Annotated in this window: 15 protein-coding genes; 5 read left to right on the top strand and 10 right to left on the bottom strand. The window is 64.5% G+C overall.

The annotated features are described in order from the left end of the window. Positions 1 to 33: 33 nt before the first annotated feature. The 8 genes from NBH21_RS18660 to NBH21_RS18625 all read right to left on the bottom strand — a co-directional run bounded on the left by NBH21_RS18660 (position 34) and on the right by NBH21_RS18625 (position 9,328). Positions 34 to 942 carry a LysR family transcriptional regulator gene (locus NBH21_RS18660; RefSeq protein WP_250911701.1) on the bottom strand — a complete coding sequence of 303 codons (909 nt, stop codon included), beginning with the start codon at positions 940 to 942 and terminating at the stop codon, positions 34 to 36. Between the two features lie 33 nt (positions 943 to 975). Beyond that, a complete protein-coding gene (locus tag NBH21_RS18655; protein WP_250911702.1) occupies positions 976 to 2,946 on the bottom strand; it encodes a hydantoinase B/oxoprolinase family protein in 1,971 nt (656 codons plus the stop codon). Positions 2,947 to 2,948: 2 nt separating this feature from the next. Then, a complete protein-coding gene (locus NBH21_RS18650; RefSeq protein WP_250911703.1) occupies positions 2,949 to 4,991 on the bottom strand; it encodes a hydantoinase/oxoprolinase family protein in 2,043 nt (680 codons plus the stop codon). Between the two features lie 92 nt (positions 4,992 to 5,083). Beyond that, the gene (locus NBH21_RS18645; protein WP_250911704.1) at positions 5,084 to 5,533 is read right to left on the bottom strand and encodes a GNAT family N-acetyltransferase; all 450 of its coding nucleotides are present in this window, start codon (positions 5,531 to 5,533) and stop codon (positions 5,084 to 5,086) included. A 5-nt stretch (positions 5,534 to 5,538) separates the two neighbouring features. Beyond that, positions 5,539 to 5,892 (bottom strand): cupin domain-containing protein, encoded by a 354-nt coding sequence (locus NBH21_RS18640; RefSeq protein ID WP_250911705.1) that lies wholly within the window; start codon positions 5,890 to 5,892, stop codon positions 5,539 to 5,541. Positions 5,893 to 5,921: 29 nt separating this feature from the next. Then, on the bottom strand, positions 5,922 to 6,845 hold the full coding sequence (locus tag NBH21_RS18635; RefSeq protein ID WP_250911706.1) for a 2-hydroxyacid dehydrogenase: 924 nt from the start codon (positions 6,843 to 6,845) through the stop codon (positions 5,922 to 5,924). 22 nt (positions 6,846 to 6,867) lie between these two features. After that, positions 6,868 to 7,992 (bottom strand): acetylornithine deacetylase, encoded by a 1,125-nt coding sequence (argE, locus tag NBH21_RS18630; RefSeq protein WP_250911707.1) that lies wholly within the window; start codon positions 7,990 to 7,992, stop codon positions 6,868 to 6,870. Positions 7,993 to 7,999: 7 nt separating this feature from the next. Beyond that, positions 8,000 to 9,328 (bottom strand): NAD(P)/FAD-dependent oxidoreductase, encoded by a 1,329-nt coding sequence (locus tag NBH21_RS18625; protein WP_250911708.1) that lies wholly within the window; start codon positions 9,326 to 9,328, stop codon positions 8,000 to 8,002. A gap of 260 nt (positions 9,329 to 9,588) precedes the next feature. Between NBH21_RS18625 and NBH21_RS18620 the strand changes: the two genes are divergently transcribed. Beyond that, positions 9,589 to 10,491, top strand: a complete 903-nt coding sequence (locus NBH21_RS18620) for a GNAT family N-acetyltransferase (RefSeq protein ID WP_250911709.1) — start codon at positions 9,589 to 9,591, stop codon at positions 10,489 to 10,491. 30 nt (positions 10,492 to 10,521) lie between these two features. Here the strand turns inward: NBH21_RS18620 and NBH21_RS18615 are convergent, their stop codons facing one another. After that, positions 10,522 to 10,710: a hypothetical protein gene (locus NBH21_RS18615; protein ID WP_250911710.1), complete on the bottom strand. Its 189-nt coding sequence runs from the start codon at positions 10,708 to 10,710 to the stop codon at positions 10,522 to 10,524. Positions 10,711 to 10,892: 182 nt separating this feature from the next. Here NBH21_RS18615 and NBH21_RS18610 point away from each other — a divergent pair, with 182 nt between their 5' ends. From NBH21_RS18610 to NBH21_RS18595, 4 genes are read left to right on the top strand one after another with little or no spacing between them, the layout of a single operon-like run. Next, complete coding sequence (locus NBH21_RS18610) at positions 10,893 to 11,162, top strand: hypothetical protein (RefSeq protein WP_250911711.1); 270 nt, start codon at positions 10,893 to 10,895, stop codon at positions 11,160 to 11,162. 48 nt (positions 11,163 to 11,210) lie between these two features. Continuing rightward, positions 11,211 to 12,395 carry a low temperature requirement protein A gene (locus tag NBH21_RS18605; protein WP_250911712.1) on the top strand — a complete coding sequence of 395 codons (1,185 nt, stop codon included), beginning with the start codon at positions 11,211 to 11,213 and terminating at the stop codon, positions 12,393 to 12,395. Then, a complete protein-coding gene (locus NBH21_RS18600) occupies positions 12,392 to 13,063 on the top strand; it encodes a potassium channel family protein (RefSeq protein ID WP_250911713.1) in 672 nt (223 codons plus the stop codon). The genes NBH21_RS18605 and NBH21_RS18600 overlap by 4 nt, the downstream gene beginning before the upstream one ends. A 24-nt stretch (positions 13,064 to 13,087) precedes the next feature. Further along, complete coding sequence (locus NBH21_RS18595; RefSeq protein ID WP_250911714.1) at positions 13,088 to 13,675, top strand: hypothetical protein; 588 nt, start codon at positions 13,088 to 13,090, stop codon at positions 13,673 to 13,675. A 263-nt stretch (positions 13,676 to 13,938) separates the two neighbouring features. On the opposite strand, the gene NBH21_RS18590 is transcribed toward NBH21_RS18595, so the two are convergent. Beyond that, positions 13,939 to 14,499 (bottom strand): TetR/AcrR family transcriptional regulator, encoded by a 561-nt coding sequence (locus tag NBH21_RS18590; RefSeq protein WP_250911715.1) that lies wholly within the window; start codon positions 14,497 to 14,499, stop codon positions 13,939 to 13,941. Positions 14,500 to 14,719: the final 220 nt, after the last annotated feature.

The following is a 14,719-nucleotide window of genomic DNA, read 5'->3' as shown; positions in this document are numbered from 1 at the left end:
TGTGAGACGGCAGGCGCGAATGAAAATCCTGTTTTACCGGCGGGGGGCAGTGCAATCTTTGGCGGCAGCGAAGGAGCGGCGGAGGCTTTGCAGGAAAGCCGAGATGAAACGGGACTTCGGTCGCTGCTCGTTGATCGAAATCGAGACGCGTGTGGTGACGACCGGCTCGAAACGCCGGGCGACGATGCCTTCCCCGCCCTGAAGCACCGCGAGGCCATCGACCACGGCGACGCCGAGCCCCTGCCGCACCAGCGGCAGCGCACCGACGGATGAGGCGATCTGGATCGCGACATCGCGGTTGAGCCCCCTCGACGCAAAGGCCTCGTCGAGCGCCGGCCCGACTTCCTCGGCATGCGACCCATAGGAAATCAGCGGCACGCCTTCGAGAAGCTCCGGCGTGATGACCTCATGGGCGGCGAGCGGATCGCCTTCCCGCAACACCGCCACCATCGGCGTGGCGCCGAGCGCCTCCACCCGCACGCTGGGGGCCAGAATGGCCGAGAGCGTCACCGCGACATCGATGTCGCCGATGGTCAGGGCCTCGGCGATCTCGCGCTTGGGGAGCGTGTGCAGATGGATCTTCACCTCCAGATGCCGGGAGCGGAAATCGCCCAGCGCCGGCGGCAGCACCGAATAGGCAAGCGGCAGGCTCGCGCCGATCCGCAACAACCCGATCTTGTTGGCGCCGACATCGCGGGCGAGCGTCTTCAGCGCCTCCATCTGGCGGAACACGCGGTCCGCATCGGAAAACAGCAGATGCGCCTCCATCGTCGGAACCAGCCGCCCGCCGATCCGCTCGAACAGCGCGTAGCCGAGCTGATCCTCAAGCTGCAGCAGAAGCTTGCTGACGGCCGGTTGCGAGACGCCGAGCGAATTGGCCGCGGCGGTGATGGTGCCGTCGCGCATGATCGTCCGGAAGATCTCGAGCTGGCGGACATTCATGGAACGGCTTTTTCTCCGGGGTGGATGCTCGGTTCAGAGACCGTACCGGATTTTCATCTCCTGAAACAGGCCGCGCATCTGCTCGACGACCGGCCGGATGTCGGAGCCCAACTTTTCCACCGCCTCGAAGATCCGGTGCTTCAGGAAGAAGCGCCAGCCGACGGGCGCGGTCGCAAGGAAGCCGGTCAGCAGATCGTAGCGCTCGTTGGTCCAGACGGCCTCGAATGCCAGGCGTTCCGCTCCGTAGGTGATGACCGGGGGAGCGGGGTCTACCGGCCGGCCGGCGCGCAGGCTTGCCGTCTCGATTTCGTCAACGCGGCGTTCGCGAATGGCGACACCGTAATCCCGTCTTGCGCTTTCCTCGCTGACCGCCCCCTTCAGGACGTCGTCCAGAACGGCAGCGGGATCGCGCAGGAAGGGGTCGCCCCAGCCGCCGGCGCCGGGACCGACGACACGGATCACGTCGCCCGGACCGCAATGAACGACATCGGTATTGCCGAGCGACACCTCGTCGGCACGGCCGGGATTGCGCAGGAAGCGGGACACCGTGCCGGCCTTTGCGCCGTTCACGCCCCAGGCTGGCATGATCGAGCGGTTGCGGTTTCGCGCCGTCACCACGGTTTCGGGCGAGAACACCTCGAATTCCATGACGGCGGACAGGCCACCGCGATGACGGCCCGGTGCACCGCTGTCAGGTTCCAGCCCGTAGCGCAGGAAACGGATCGGCACTTCCGCCTCGCTGATCTCGATCGGCGTGTTGCGCAGGAAGCCGGTGGCTCCGCCCGCGCCGTCGCTGCCGTCGCCGAAGGGCGTGCCACCGCCACCGCCGCCGACCGGACCGATGGAAGCCATGACCGGCCGGCCGTTGCGACCGCTGGTCTTGATGTTCATGATCGCGTTACCGCCGGGAGAGGCGGCCGGCATCAGGTCGGGAAGCGCCTGCGCGAACGCGCCGACGGTGACGATCTGCGTCATGGCGCAGGTGAGCGAGCGCATGCCGACGGCGGCCGGCCGCTGGCAATTGACCACCGATCCCTCGGGCAGGATGGCGCTGGCCGGGCGCAGCGTGCCGGCATTCAGAAGCAGGCTGTTGTCCAGCGTGTAAAGCACGTAGGTCAGGCCGACCATCACCAGCGGATGGCGTTCACGCCCGCCGGTCGGCATGTTGAGCGAGGAGCCGAGCTGCGGATCGGAGCCGGTGTAATCGAGCACGATCTCGTCGCCGCGCACCTTCAGCGTCAGCGCCACGCGGCAGGGCTTGCCGCCGACGGAATCCTCATCGGCATAGTCGGCGAAGAAGTAGTCGCCGTCCGGCACGCGCGTCAGGATCTGGCGCACCTGTGCTTCGGCATAATCGAGGATCTGCTCGACGCCCTCGATGAAGGTGTCGAAACCGAAGCGGTCGATGATCTCCCGGATCTTGCGCTCGCCGACATTGACGGAAGCGATCTGGGCGTGGAGGTCGCCGAGGTTCTGGTCCGGCAGGCGAACATTGGCGCGGATCATCTCGGGAATGAAGGGGTTCAGCACGCCCTTCTCGACGAGCTTGACCGGCGGAATGCGCAGACCTTCCTGCTCGATTTCGTTCAGCGAGCGAGAGAGAGAAGCCGGCACTGCGCCGCCGACATCGGTATTGTGGATGTGGCCGACGACGAAGCAAGCGATGCGGCCCTCGTGAAACACCGGCTTCCAGATGTGGATATCCGGCGAATGGGTGGCGACGAAGCCGTTATAGGGATCGTTGGTGATGCAGATGTCGCCTTCGGCGTAGTCGTCGAACATCTCAAGCAGCGGGGCGTAATCGATGCCGCTGTACCATGGCGCGCCGAACTGGCGCGGATTGGCGAAGGCCAGCCCCTCGCGGGTGACGATCTGGCAGGAAAAGTCTTCCGTCTCCTTGACGAAGGCCGAATGGGCGGTACGCATCAGCGTGAAGGCCATGGCGTCGGCCGCGGCGGCGCAGAAGTTGGCGAGAACTTTCAGGTTGCGGCGATCGATGGCCATGCTCACAGCTCCGACTTGGTGATGACGAGATTTCCGAGGCGGTCGACGCAGACCTCGAAACCGGGCGGAACGACCGTGGTCGTGTCGTCCTGGGCGATGATGGCGGGTCCCTGGAATTCATGGCCGGCGGCGAGCTCTTCCCGTCGATAGACGCCGGTGACCCAGGTGCGTCCCTTGAACCAGCCCTCGACATGGAAACGCGGTTCGGCTGGTCCCGTTGCCTCCGGGGCCGGCTGCAGGACGAATTTCGGCGTTGCGCCGGAGATGACGAGCCTGAGGCTCACCATCTGCACGGCAGCCGTCTCGTCGGAATGGCCGTAGAGCCTTTCGTGCTCGCGGTGGAAGGCGCCGGCGACCGCAGCCGCATCGCCAGCGGTGAGCCAGACCGTCTCCAGCGGCGTCTCGATCTCAAAGGACTGGCCGAGATAGCGCATGTCGGCCGAAAGCCGGATCTCGCCTTCCTCCGTGTGGCCCTGTGTCTTCAACCAGTCTCGTGCTGCGTTTTCCAGGTCGGAGAAGACCGGAAGCAGCCCCGCGATGCCGGTCTCGTTCACCTCGCAATAGGTGGTGCGGATAAAGTCGTTCTTGAGGTCGGCGATCAGGCCGCCCAGCGCCGACACGACGCCCGGCGTCGGCGGCACGACGACGCCCTTCATGTCGAGTTCGCGGGCGAGGAAGCAGGCGAGCATGGCGCCCGCGCCGCCGAAGGCGAACAGGTGGAACTCCCTGGGATCGATGGCGAAACGCGAGACGAGCGCGCTCACTTCGGCATACATGCCGGAAACCGAGATATCGATGACGCTGCCCGCCAGTTCCTCGACGCTGGTGGAAAGCTGGGCCGCAAGCGGCGCAAGCGCCGCCCGCGAGGCCGCATGATCGACCGTGACCGCGCCGTAGCCGAGCGGCATGTGGCCGATCAGATTGGAGGCGGCCATGGCGTCGGTGATGGTCGGTTTGGTTCCGCCGCGGCCATAACAGGCCGGGCCGGGCGTCGAGCCGGCGCTTTCCGGGCCGACCTGAAGGAAGCCGAGCGGGTCCACCCAGGCGACCGAGCCGCCGCCCTGTCCGACCGAACTGACCGAGACCGAGGGAACATGGATCTGGAAGTCGCCGATCAGTTCGCCGACGCCGTATTGCGCGGTGCCGTCGACGATCACCGCGACATCGGCGCTGGTGCCGCCGATATCGAGGCTCATGATCCGGTCGAAGCCGCTCGCCTTCGCCAGATAGCCGGCGCCGATGACGCCGGAGGCCGTTCCCGAAAGGATCATCTGCACGCATTCGGCCCGGGCCTGGTCGATGCCCATCACGCCGCCATTGGTCTTGGTGATGAGCAGCGGGCAGGCAACGCCACGACCGCGCAGAACGGTTTCGAAGCGGTCGAGATAATGGGCGACGCGCGGCTGCACATAGCCGCTGATGACGGCGGTGATGGTGCGCTCGTATTCGCGGATGATCGGCCACGTATCGGCCGAGGAAACGACAGGCAGGCCGGGAGCGAGACGCTCGATCATCGCCTTGACGGCCCGTTCGTTCGCCGGGTTGCGATAGGAATGGAGGAAGGAGATGACGATACCCTTGCAGCCGGCGGCAAGCGCCTCTTCGACCGCGCGGGCAACATCATCCTCCCGGGGTGCCTCTGCGATCTCGCCGGTTGCCAGCGTGCGTTCCACGATCCCGAACACCCGGTCGCGACGGATCAGCGGTTCGGGCCGGACGGAATAGAGATTGTGGATCTGCGGGATCTTCAGACGCGCGATTTCCAACACGTCCTCGAAATTGCGGGTGGTGAAGAGCGCGATGTCATGACCATTGCGCTGGATCACGGTGTTGACGCCGACCGTGGTGCCATGGGTGAAATAGGCGATCTCGGCGGCGTCCATGCCGTCGCGCGCCTTCAGCGTATCGAGCGCAAGCAGGATTTCCTCGCCCGGCGCATCCGGTCTCGAGAATACCTTCAGCGTCGAAAGCCTCCCCGTGTCCTCGTTCAGCACCGCGAAGTCCGTGAAGGACCCGCCGACATCCACACCGATCCGATAAGTCATGCCGCTCTCCTGTCGTTCGGCATGACTGTCGCATCGGCTATATGACACCACCACCGAAAATCGATGAGGAATCCATAACCAACGGTTATGCTCTACTCGAGCTTAGGCACCGTCATGTAATATTCGGGATGGGGTGCCGGCCGGTAGCCGGCCTTCTCGTAGACGGCATGGGCGTCCTTCGTCGCGAGCATCCAGCTCGTGACGGTGGCAAGCTCCGGATGATTACGGATCTCCAGCGCCAGCCATGAGGCAAGACCCTGACCGCGATGGGCGGGCAGGGTGAAGACGTCGCGCAGATAGGCGAAGACAGCGTAATCCGTCACCAGCCGGCCGAAGGCGGCAAGCGTGCCGTCCGGGGCGTAGATGGCCACGGGAAGGGAGCCTTCCAGCGCCCTCTCCAGCTGGTCGAAGGTGAGGTTGCGCGCCCAGTAGGACTCGTTGACGAGGAAGCGATGAACCTCGACCGGATCGAACCGGCTCCGGTCCGTGCTCAGCGTATAACCCTTGCGGGAAGCCTCGAAGATGACCTTGTCGCGCAACATCGCAATCACATGACCGTAACGTAGATTTTCCGAACGGTTTCTATCGTCTTCCAGACGCCGACGAAACCCGGCTTCATGACAAAACTGTCACCGGCCCTGTAGACGACCGGCTCGCCGCCTTCCGGGGTGATTTCGACGACGCCCGAAATGATGTGGCAGAACTCGAAGGTCTCGCCCTTGATCGAGCGGGTTTCGCCGGGCGTGGCTTCCCATACGCCGGTATGGATCATCTCGCCGCGGGCGACATCCTGCGCCCATGTCTTGAAGGAGGGATTGCCGGCAATCAGGCGTTCCGGCAGCGGGCCGGATTCGCGCGGTGCAGTGGCGGGATTGGTGTCTATGGTCTTGAGCAGGGACATAGGGTTCCTTTCGAGGGGGGGGTAAGAAATCAGTAGCCGCGGGTGCGGTCCACGAGCCCGATGGGGTCGAGGCCGGCTTTGTGGCGCCTGACGTTCTCGACGACGGCGCGGGCGGCGGTTTCGGGTTGCGTGACGCTCGCGACATGCGGGGTCAGCAGGATTTTCGGATGCGACCAGAAGGCATGGCCGGCGGCCAGCGGCTCGGGATCGGTGACGTCGATCACCGCACCGGAAAGATGTCCCTCGTCGAGGGCCGCGATCAGCGCGTCATGGTCGAGTTGCGGTCCGCGTCCGACATGGACGAGGCCCGCGCCAGCCGGCAGTTGGTGGAAAAGATCGGCATCGAGAAAGCCGCGGGTCTCCGGCGTCAGCGGCAGCAGGCAGACGAGAATGTCCGTCTCCGCCAGCATCGCCGCAAGCCCTGACGCGCCGCTGTGGCAGGTGACGCCCTCGATCTCGCGCGGGCTGCGGCTCCAGCCGGCAAGCGGAAAGCCGAAGGGCTTCAACCGTTCCAGCACGGCGGTGCCGAGCATGCCGAGGCCGAGCACACCGATGCGTCGCTCGCCTGCCTGTGACTGCGCCAGCATCCGCCACGTCTGGTGGCGCTGCTGGTCGAGATAGGCGGGCAGGTTGCGATGAAGGGCAAGCACCGCCATCGTCACATATTCCTGCATCATGCGCACGATGCCATCTTCGACCATGCGAACCACCTTCACATGCGGCGGCACGGCGTCGATGCGGAACTGGTCCACGCCCGCGCCGATGGAAAAGAGGATTTCCAGATTGCGGTAACTCGCGAGGTTTTCCGGAACCGTCCATGTGATGAGGTAGCGCACTGCATCGGGGTCGACGGTCGCCGGATCCATCGAGAACGGCACATCGGGCAGATCGCGTGCGAAAGCTTCGGCGAAGATCGCGCCGCGTTTTGCATCGGAGTTGAACAGAAACGTCATTTCGGTCGCATCCCCTCGTTCGTCAGGCCCGGCAGCGAGCGGCAAGCGCGCCGATCATCGCCCGGCAGGACTGCAGTTCCTCGATCAGGATGAATTCGTCGGGCTTGTGGGCGCGGCCGATATCGCCCGGACCGCAGATGATCGCGTCGATGCCGGCAGCCTGGAACAATCCGGCCTCGGTGCCGTAGCTGACCGCTGCGAGTGGAGGCGTTGCCGTGAGTTCAGTGAGCAAGGCGGCGAGCGGAGCGTCGGCGGCAAGCGACAGTGCCGGATAGCTGCTGGTCTCGACCCAGTCGACGGTAAAGCCGCGGGAGGAAAGGGCGCTGGCGGCGGCCTTCACCGGCGCGAGCAGGGCCGTTGGATCGACGCCGGCAATGGCGCGGGCCTCGAGTTCGGCGATGCAGCGGTCGGGAATGATGTTGACGGCCTGACCTCCGCTGATCGTTCCGACCTGAAGCGAGGAATAAGAGGGTTCGAAGGCCGTATCGAACGGTCCCTGCGTCAGCCGTTCGGCCTCCTCGACAGCGGCCGTCAGGATGGAAGCCATGGCGTGCACGGCGTTGAGGCCGAGATCGGGACGCGAGGAGTGGCCGGAGCGGCCGCCAATGGTGATGCGCGCGGCGGCCTTGCCCTTGTGGGCGAGGATCGCGCGCATGTTGCTCGGCTCGCCGATGATGGCACCGGCAGGCGTCGCGCAGAGTTCCGGTAGTTTCGCAAGCATGTGCGGGACGCCGCGGCAGCCGGCTTCCTCGTCATAGGAAAAGGCGAAATGGATCGGCCGCGCCAGCGGTGCTGCCGCAATCTCGGGAACGGCGGCAAGCACGGCCGCGAGAAAGCCCTTCATGTCGGAGGTGCCACGGCCGAAAAGGCGGCTGCCTTCGGCGCGCAGGCGGAAGGGATCGGAGGTCCATTCCGGCTCGCCGGCGGGAACCACATCCATGTGGCCGGAAAGCACATAGCCGGGCACATCGGCCGGGCCGATGGTGGCGAAAAGATTGGCGCGGTCGCCTTCCGGTCCGTCCAGCACATGGACGCGCGCGCCATGGCTTTCGAGATAATCCCGCACCCAGCCGACGATCGCACCGTTCGGCGTTCCGACGACGGAGGGGAAGGCGATGAGGCGTTCGAGGATTTCCGTGGTCTGCATCGTCACCTCACAGCATGCCCGGCTTACCGAGATTGGTGCCGTCGATCATGCGTTCATATCGATAGGGTTTCGGATCGACGCAAGGCTTGTCTCCGCGAACGAGATCCGCCGCCAGCTGACCGGCCGCCGGGCCGATGCCGAAGCCGTGGCCGCTGAAGCCGGACGCGATGAACAGCCCGGGCTGCGACGCGACGGATGAGATGACCGGAATGGCGTCGGGTGTCGAGTCGACCATGCCGCCCCAGCTTTCGGCCACCCTGATGCCCGCGAGCGCCGGATAGATCTCCTGAAGCTTCTTCAGGCCCTTGGCCACCAGATGGGCATCCGGCTTCGGATCGAGAATACGGGTGCGCTCGAAGGGCGAAATGCCGTCGGCGCTCCAGCGGATGATTGCCTCCGGACCATCGAGGAACTGCCGGCCGATGCCGAAGGTCAGTCCCTTGCGACGAAGCTTGAAGGTCGGCCAGAACGGCTTCGCCTGCAGCAGTCCATAAGGGGTGATCTGCAATTGACCCTGTCCGCTGAGGCCGACCGTATAACCGCCGTCCAGCCGGCGGCGCAGCGTGACATCCTGCATGGATACGCCGCCCTCGGTCACGGCCGGAGCCGCCATCGTATAAAAGGAGGTCGATTTCACCGAGGCCTGCAGGAACCTGAAGCCGTGGTGGCGCAGAAACATGCCGCTCCAGGCGCCGCCGGCAACCACGACCGCCGAGCAGCGGATCAGCCCCTGTTCGGTGATGACGCCCGAGACGCGGCCGGCGGTGGTTTCAAAGGCGCGAGCGGCGCAGTTTTCGACAATCACGGCGCCGGCGCGTTGCGCGGCGCGAGCAATGGCGGGAACCGCAAGCTGCGGCTCGGCACGACCGTCGGTCGGGGAATGCACGCCGCCGCGCCATGTGCGGCTGTTGCCCGGCAGCATGGCGGAAACCTCTGCGCCCGAGAGCATGCGGGTATCGACTCCGAAGCCACGGGCAATCTTGCCCCATTTTTCCCAGGTGGCGATGTCCGCGTCATTGTTGGAGGCATAGACGAGGCCGCTGCGCACGAAACCGGTTTCCTCGCCGGTCTCCGCATTCAGCGTTTCCCATATGCGGATGGCAAGCTGGGCAAGCGGCAGTTCGCGCGGGTCGCGGTTCTGCTGGCGGCACCAGCCCCAGTTCCGGCTCGATTGTTCGGCCGAGACGCGTCCCTTCTCGATGACGACGACGGAGGTTCCGCGCCGGGCCAGATGCCAGGCAGTCGCGATGCCCGCCATGCCGCCGCCGAGGATGACCACATCGGCCTGGGACGGGATCCTTGCGGCACTGTCGATGGAAGGAATGGGAGGCGTCATGCTCGAACTCTTCATTCGTGGCTGCGGGCGGTCGAAAAGGCCCCCGACGGTTGTTTCTGCTCATGAAGCTTAAGGGCAGGGCGCCCGATTGCATGCCGAAAGCGGGCTTGTTTTGGTGGATTGTTGTGTATGCTCAGCACTCTCAAGCAATTTGTATCGATGACGCCGGCGTATTCTTCAGGAAACTCAGTGAAATGCCGAATTCACGGGGTCGCGCGGCGCGGTACCGGAATAAACGGCATGGGAAAGGGAGATGGCGAATGGAACCCTCGGCGTCCGAGTCTCTGTTGGTCGATACATTTCAGGCGCGGATGGTCGACATCCACGACGCCAGTCTGGAGCAGTTGCATGCCCTTTCCATCGCGGTCGGCTGGCCGCACCGGGCGGATGACTGGCAGTTCCTCAGGGAAATGGGCCGCGGCTTCGTGGCGCTGGACGAGATCGACCGCGTCCTCGGCTCGGCCATGTGGTTCTCCCATGGCGACCACTTCGCCACCGTCGGCATGGTCATCTCCTCCCCAAGGCTGCAGACCAACGGCACCGGCAACTGGCTGATGCAGCGGATCCTTGCCGAGTGCAAGGAGCGCGGCCTTCGCCTCAACGCCACGCGCGCGGCGCGCCGTCTTTACCAGTCGCTCAACTTCGCGCCGGAAAAGACCGTCTACCAGTGTCAGGGCGAGGCAAGGCGGCTGGCGACACCCGTGCCGCTTCCCGACGGCGCGACGATTTCGACGCTTGGCCCCGAACATCTTGACCGGGCAACAGAACTCGACGCCCTGGCCTTCGGTGTCGAGCGGCGCGTGCTGATGGAAAAGCTTTTCGAGCAATCCGTCGGCTACGGTCTCTTCCGCGAAGGCCGGCTCGAGGCCTTCGCCCTGTGTCGCCATTTCGGCCGGGGCCATGTCGTCGGCCCTGTCGTCGCCGGCAATGACGAGGATGCGATCGCCGTGGTCCAGCCGCATGTGCTCGACCACGAAGGCGCGTTCCTGAGGCTCGACACCCATCGCGACGGCGGCGCTTTCGCCACCTTCCTCTCCCATGCCGGCCTGCCGGTGTTCGACACGGTCCTGACCATGTCGCTCTCCCATGGCAATGCGGTCCCTCAGGTCGCGACATCCGAGGGGCCTGCGACCTATGGCCTCGCAAGCCAGGCGCTTGGCTGAAACGGGCCGCCGGGCACGGGGCCGCAGAAGTCAGATCTGCGCCTTGCCGTCGCCGGCAAGCTCGACCAGGCCGGCCGTGTAGATCGGGTCGGGCGAGACCACATAGACGCGGATGCCCGTCTTCGAGCCACACGCAAGACGTAGGAGAACCGGAACGAATGTTCTTCGCCCATCGATCGGCACCCGCGATTGTTCGTCATTTCTGACAGGTGTTGTCATCAATGCCCGCTTTATCAAGTCGGCACAGACGGTAGGTTGACCCGAAACGCTTGATTGCGGCGATCAAGGTGGCAAAGCTTCGCCCTGCCTGGAATGCCGTGAAATATGCTGCCGTGACCCGCTCCGAAGACAGGGGGTGGACGCAATCGGTTCGGGGGCACGGGAAGAGGGGACCTGTTTTCATGCATATGCTGCTCGTTATTTCCGCCGGCATCCTCCTGCTCGGCGTTTTTGCGTTGTTTGGAAAGTTGTGGGGCGGGGATGCCGCCGGCATTGCGCTGGCTGCCCGGTATTTCGTGCCCGTCTGGCTGCTCGTGGCGCTGACCAACATGTGGGTGGGCGTGACCAAGGCCGGTTATGGCGTGTCGGAGGAACTGCCGATCCTTCTCGTCGTCTTCGCCGTCCCGGCCGCGATCGCCGGTTTTGCCGCCTGGCTCTTGCTGAAGTCCTGAGCGTGGCCGTAGCTTGGGACGGAATTCCTCACTCGTGAAAAGGTCTCCATGAGCCAGTCACTCTTCGCCCGTCTTTTTCCCGCCGACGCCCTGCGTAAACCGGATGCCGGCGCGCAGCCGCGCGTCACCAACATGGAGCTGTTCTTCGACCTGGTCTATGTCTTCTCCATCATCCAGCTTTCGCATTTCCTTCTAGCTCACCAGAGCTGGGAGGGCGTCGTGGAAGCCGCGACCCTGTTTGCCGCGGTATGGTGGGCATGGAACTACACCGCCTGGGCAACCAACTGGCTGAACCCCGACCATCGCAACGGCCGCCTGCTGATGGTCTTCCTGATGGGCTGTGCGCTGATGATGGCTGCCGCCGTGCCCGAAGCGTATTCGGAGCGCTCCGACCTGTTCGTCGGCGCCTATGTGACCATGGCGGTGGTCCGCGCCGCCTATATGGCGCTCGTTTTCCGGGGTGAGCGCATGGGCCGCAACTACGCGCAGCTCTGTGCATGGAGCGCGCTTTCCGGCCTGTTCTGGATTGCCGGCGCTTTCCTGCCGGAGCACAGGATCTGGCTGTGGATCGTGGCAGTCGCCGTCGATTACGGAGCGCCCTATGCCGGCTTCTGGCTGCCCGGCGCGGGCGCAACGCCGATGTCTTCCTGGCCGCTGAAGGGTCTTCACCTGCTCGAGCGCAACCAGCAGGTTTTCATCATCGCGCTCGGGGAATCCGTGCTCCTGCTCGGCGCCATGCTGGTGGAAAAGCCGCTGGACGCACCGATGCTCGGCGCAGCACTCGTCGGTTTCCTTGTGATCGTCGCGATCTGGTGGATCTATTTCGTGCAGCTGTCGGAAACGGGAGAGCATCGGTTCAGCCATGCGGCGGACCACACTGATCTTGCCCGCGCGGGGCTTGCCTATGCCCATGGCATCATGGTCTGCGGCGCGATCGTGGTCGCGGTCGCCATCGAGCAGATGGCGTCTCATCCGGTGGAAGCCACCCATGCCTCCACCGCGCTGATCGCGTTTTCCGGTCCGGCGCTCTTCCTGGCCGGCAGCGCGCTTTTCCATCGCACCATGGCCGAGAAGGTGCCGTTCAGCTATCCCGTCTCCGTTTGCGCCATCGGCGCGTGGTCGGCGCTGTCCTTCGTCATGCATCTTCCGACGCTTGCGCTCGGCGCCGGCGTGCTGGTCGTCATGCTTTTCCTCGCATCGAGCTGCCGGGAAGGGGAGGCCGCCCATAAATGACGACCGAGCCCGACGGCAACCGACAATCAAAACAGGCCCTGACGGCCAACGTCCTGCTGCTGGTCGCGATCCTGCTGCATAACCTGACCTATCCACTGTCGACGATTGGCGGGATCGGCCCTCTGGTCTTCTATCTGTTTTATGCCTCGATCTTCGTCGCCGGCACCTGGGCGCTGGAAAAGGGCAGGGGCTGGCGGCTGGCGGTAAGCGTTGCCGGCCTCTCGGTTTTCATCGCTGGCCTGCTGAACTCCTATCGGCCAGGCCCGATTGCGGCGCTCGACGTCTATCTGACCTCGATCGTCTATCACGGGCTGATGATCGCCGTTCTGATCCGCTATACCTTCACGGCGCGCATCGTCGTCACCGATGTCGTGCTGGCGGCGACCTCGCTCTATCTCGTCATCGGGTCATGCTTCGCGGCGGTCTTCGCGCTGATCGACTGGCTGCAGCCGGGTTCCTTCGTCGCCTCCTCAGGCGCACGGATCGGCTGGCAGCAACTCGTCTATTACAGCTTCGTGACGCTGACGACCGTGGGGTACGGCGACATCACACCGGTCGGCTTCTATGCCCAGTCCTTCGCTGCATTCGAGGCCGTGCTCGGCGTGCTTTATACGGTTATCCTGCTGTCGCGTCTGGTGGGGCTGCATGCGAGCCGACCGACGGAGTGACGAGGTTTCGGAGGGAGTGGGACAATGGATGCTCTGGCCAGCAGCGCGGAAGGCTTCACCCATGTGCGCGTGATCGTCGGCATGGTTCTCGGCCTCAGCCTCGCGAGGCTGGTGAACGGCCTGACGCGCTTCGTGCAGCATCCGGGCAGCGTGAAAATCTATCCGATCCATCTGGGATGGGCGTTCTTCCTGCTCGTCACCATCATTCATTTCTGGTGGTACGAATTTCACCTCAGGCTCGTTCCGCAATGGAACTTTCAGGTCTATTTCTTCCTGATCGTCTACACCATGCTCTATGCGGCGCTGACCGCGCTGCTGTTTCCCGACCAGATCACCGATTATCAGGGCTACGAGCACTATTTCGAGGCCCGCAAACGCTGGTTCTACGGCGTCCTCGCGCTGACCTTCATCTTCGATATCGGCGATACGCTGATCAAGGGACAGGACTATTTCGCCTCGCTCGGAACCGAATACGTCCTGCGCCAATGCCTGTTCGCGGCCGCCGCCATCACGGCCATGTTCGTGAAGGGGAGACGTTTCCAGTTCGTGTTTCTGGTGGTCGGAGCCATCTACCAGATCAGCTGGATCATCAGGGTCTATGACCTGCTTTAGAGATCGTCTCTCGATACCACGGGGCAAGGCGGGTCAGCCACGGGAGCCGACCCGGGGTCAAGTTGCTCCGGCTATCTGGAGCGATACTGTGCAACGAGGTTCCGGCAGGCGCGGAGCGTCAGGGCCACCACGGTGAGCGTCGCGGCGAAACAGCCGTTGCGCGTCTGGCGGGCGGTTTCAACTCGCTGCCGCCATAAAGCCTGACCCGTCTCAACCCCAAGGACGAGGGCGCATAAGGCTCTCCGAGCTTTTTGCCCGTCCCGTCAAGCGGCATCCCTTGCGATGGCAGCGTCGATCCAGGCGCGGGTTTCGTTGAGCACCTCATCCGAGAGTTCGGGATCGGCGATGGCGCGGGCGAGGATCACGGCGCCGACCATGGCCGACCAGCAGCCGATCGCCGCCCGGCGTTTTTCGGCCTCGCCCGTGCCCGGCATCGCCTGGCTTATTCTCTCGATCTGGGCGCGGACGCCTTCGGTCATCGCGGCCTGTGCCGCCGGGCTCTGATGGCGGGTCTCGGCCGCGAGGCCTGCCGTCGGGCAGCCATGGCCGGCATCGTCCCGGTGACGCGGCGACAGATAGCTGCCGATCCAGGAGGAGACGCTGGATTTGCCTTCGGCGTCGATTTTCAAGGCATGGGCCAGCGTCTGGGCGACCAGATCGTCCTTGGAAGAGAAATGACCATAGAAGCCGCCATGGGTCAGGCCCGCGGCCTTCATCACTTCGGCGACGGTCACTGCCTCGAAACCCTTGGCCCGGAAGAGTTCGGCTGCCGAATCGAGAATGCGGAGCCGGTTCTCCGCCATCTGCTCGCGCGTGACTTTCATCGCAAATTTCTCTCGCTTGTCGCTGGCCTTGTCATGACGACCAACATCCCTAGCATCAAACATGATGTCTGTCATCAATATGGGAAGAATGCGGCAAGGTTAAAGGCCCTTCGAATGCCCGTTTCAAAGGCCGAGTTTCGCCCAGGCGCGCTCCGGGCCGTAGACGAAGCCGTGGCGGCGGGCGATTTCCTTGCGGGCCTCAAGGAAGATCCGGCCGATC

It is taken from the genome of Ciceribacter sichuanensis, from assembly GCF_024055605.1.
Taxonomy (GTDB): Bacteria; Pseudomonadota; Alphaproteobacteria; order Rhizobiales; family Rhizobiaceae; genus Allorhizobium; species Allorhizobium sichuanense.
The sequence above is the reverse complement of the archived record's forward strand: the minus strand, read 5'-3'. Positions and strand labels throughout refer to the sequence as shown.

Coding starts and splice junctions, on each gene's coding strand:
- NBH21_RS18660 (WP_250911701.1), bottom strand. CDS start 942: ATGAATGTCCGCCAGCTCGAGATCTTCCGGACGATCATGCGCGACGGC.
- NBH21_RS18655 (WP_250911702.1), bottom strand. CDS start 2,946: ATGGCCATCGATCGCCGCAACCTGAAAGTTCTCGCCAACTTCTGCGCC.
- NBH21_RS18650 (WP_250911703.1), bottom strand. CDS start 4,991: ATGACTTATCGGATCGGTGTGGATGTCGGCGGGTCCTTCACGGACTTC.
- NBH21_RS18645 (WP_250911704.1), bottom strand. CDS start 5,533: ATGTTGCGCGACAAGGTCATCTTCGAGGCTTCCCGCAAGGGTTATACG.
- NBH21_RS18640 (WP_250911705.1), bottom strand. CDS start 5,892: ATGTCCCTGCTCAAGACCATAGACACCAATCCCGCCACTGCACCGCGC.
- NBH21_RS18635 (WP_250911706.1), bottom strand. CDS start 6,845: ATGACGTTTCTGTTCAACTCCGATGCAAAACGCGGCGCGATCTTCGCC.
- argE (WP_250911707.1), bottom strand. CDS start 7,992: ATGCAGACCACGGAAATCCTCGAACGCCTCATCGCCTTCCCCTCCGTC.
- NBH21_RS18625 (WP_250911708.1), bottom strand. CDS start 9,328: ATGACGCCTCCCATTCCTTCCATCGACAGTGCCGCAAGGATCCCGTCC.
- NBH21_RS18620 (WP_250911709.1), top strand. CDS start 9,589: ATGGAACCCTCGGCGTCCGAGTCTCTGTTGGTCGATACATTTCAGGCG.
- NBH21_RS18615 (WP_250911710.1), bottom strand. CDS start 10,710: ATGACAACACCTGTCAGAAATGACGAACAATCGCGGGTGCCGATCGAT.
- NBH21_RS18610 (WP_250911711.1), top strand. CDS start 10,893: ATGCATATGCTGCTCGTTATTTCCGCCGGCATCCTCCTGCTCGGCGTT.
- NBH21_RS18605 (WP_250911712.1), top strand. CDS start 11,211: ATGAGCCAGTCACTCTTCGCCCGTCTTTTTCCCGCCGACGCCCTGCGT.
- NBH21_RS18600 (WP_250911713.1), top strand. CDS start 12,392: ATGACGACCGAGCCCGACGGCAACCGACAATCAAAACAGGCCCTGACG.
- NBH21_RS18595 (WP_250911714.1), top strand. CDS start 13,088: ATGGATGCTCTGGCCAGCAGCGCGGAAGGCTTCACCCATGTGCGCGTG.
- NBH21_RS18590 (WP_250911715.1), bottom strand. CDS start 14,499: ATGAAAGTCACGCGCGAGCAGATGGCGGAGAACCGGCTCCGCATTCTC.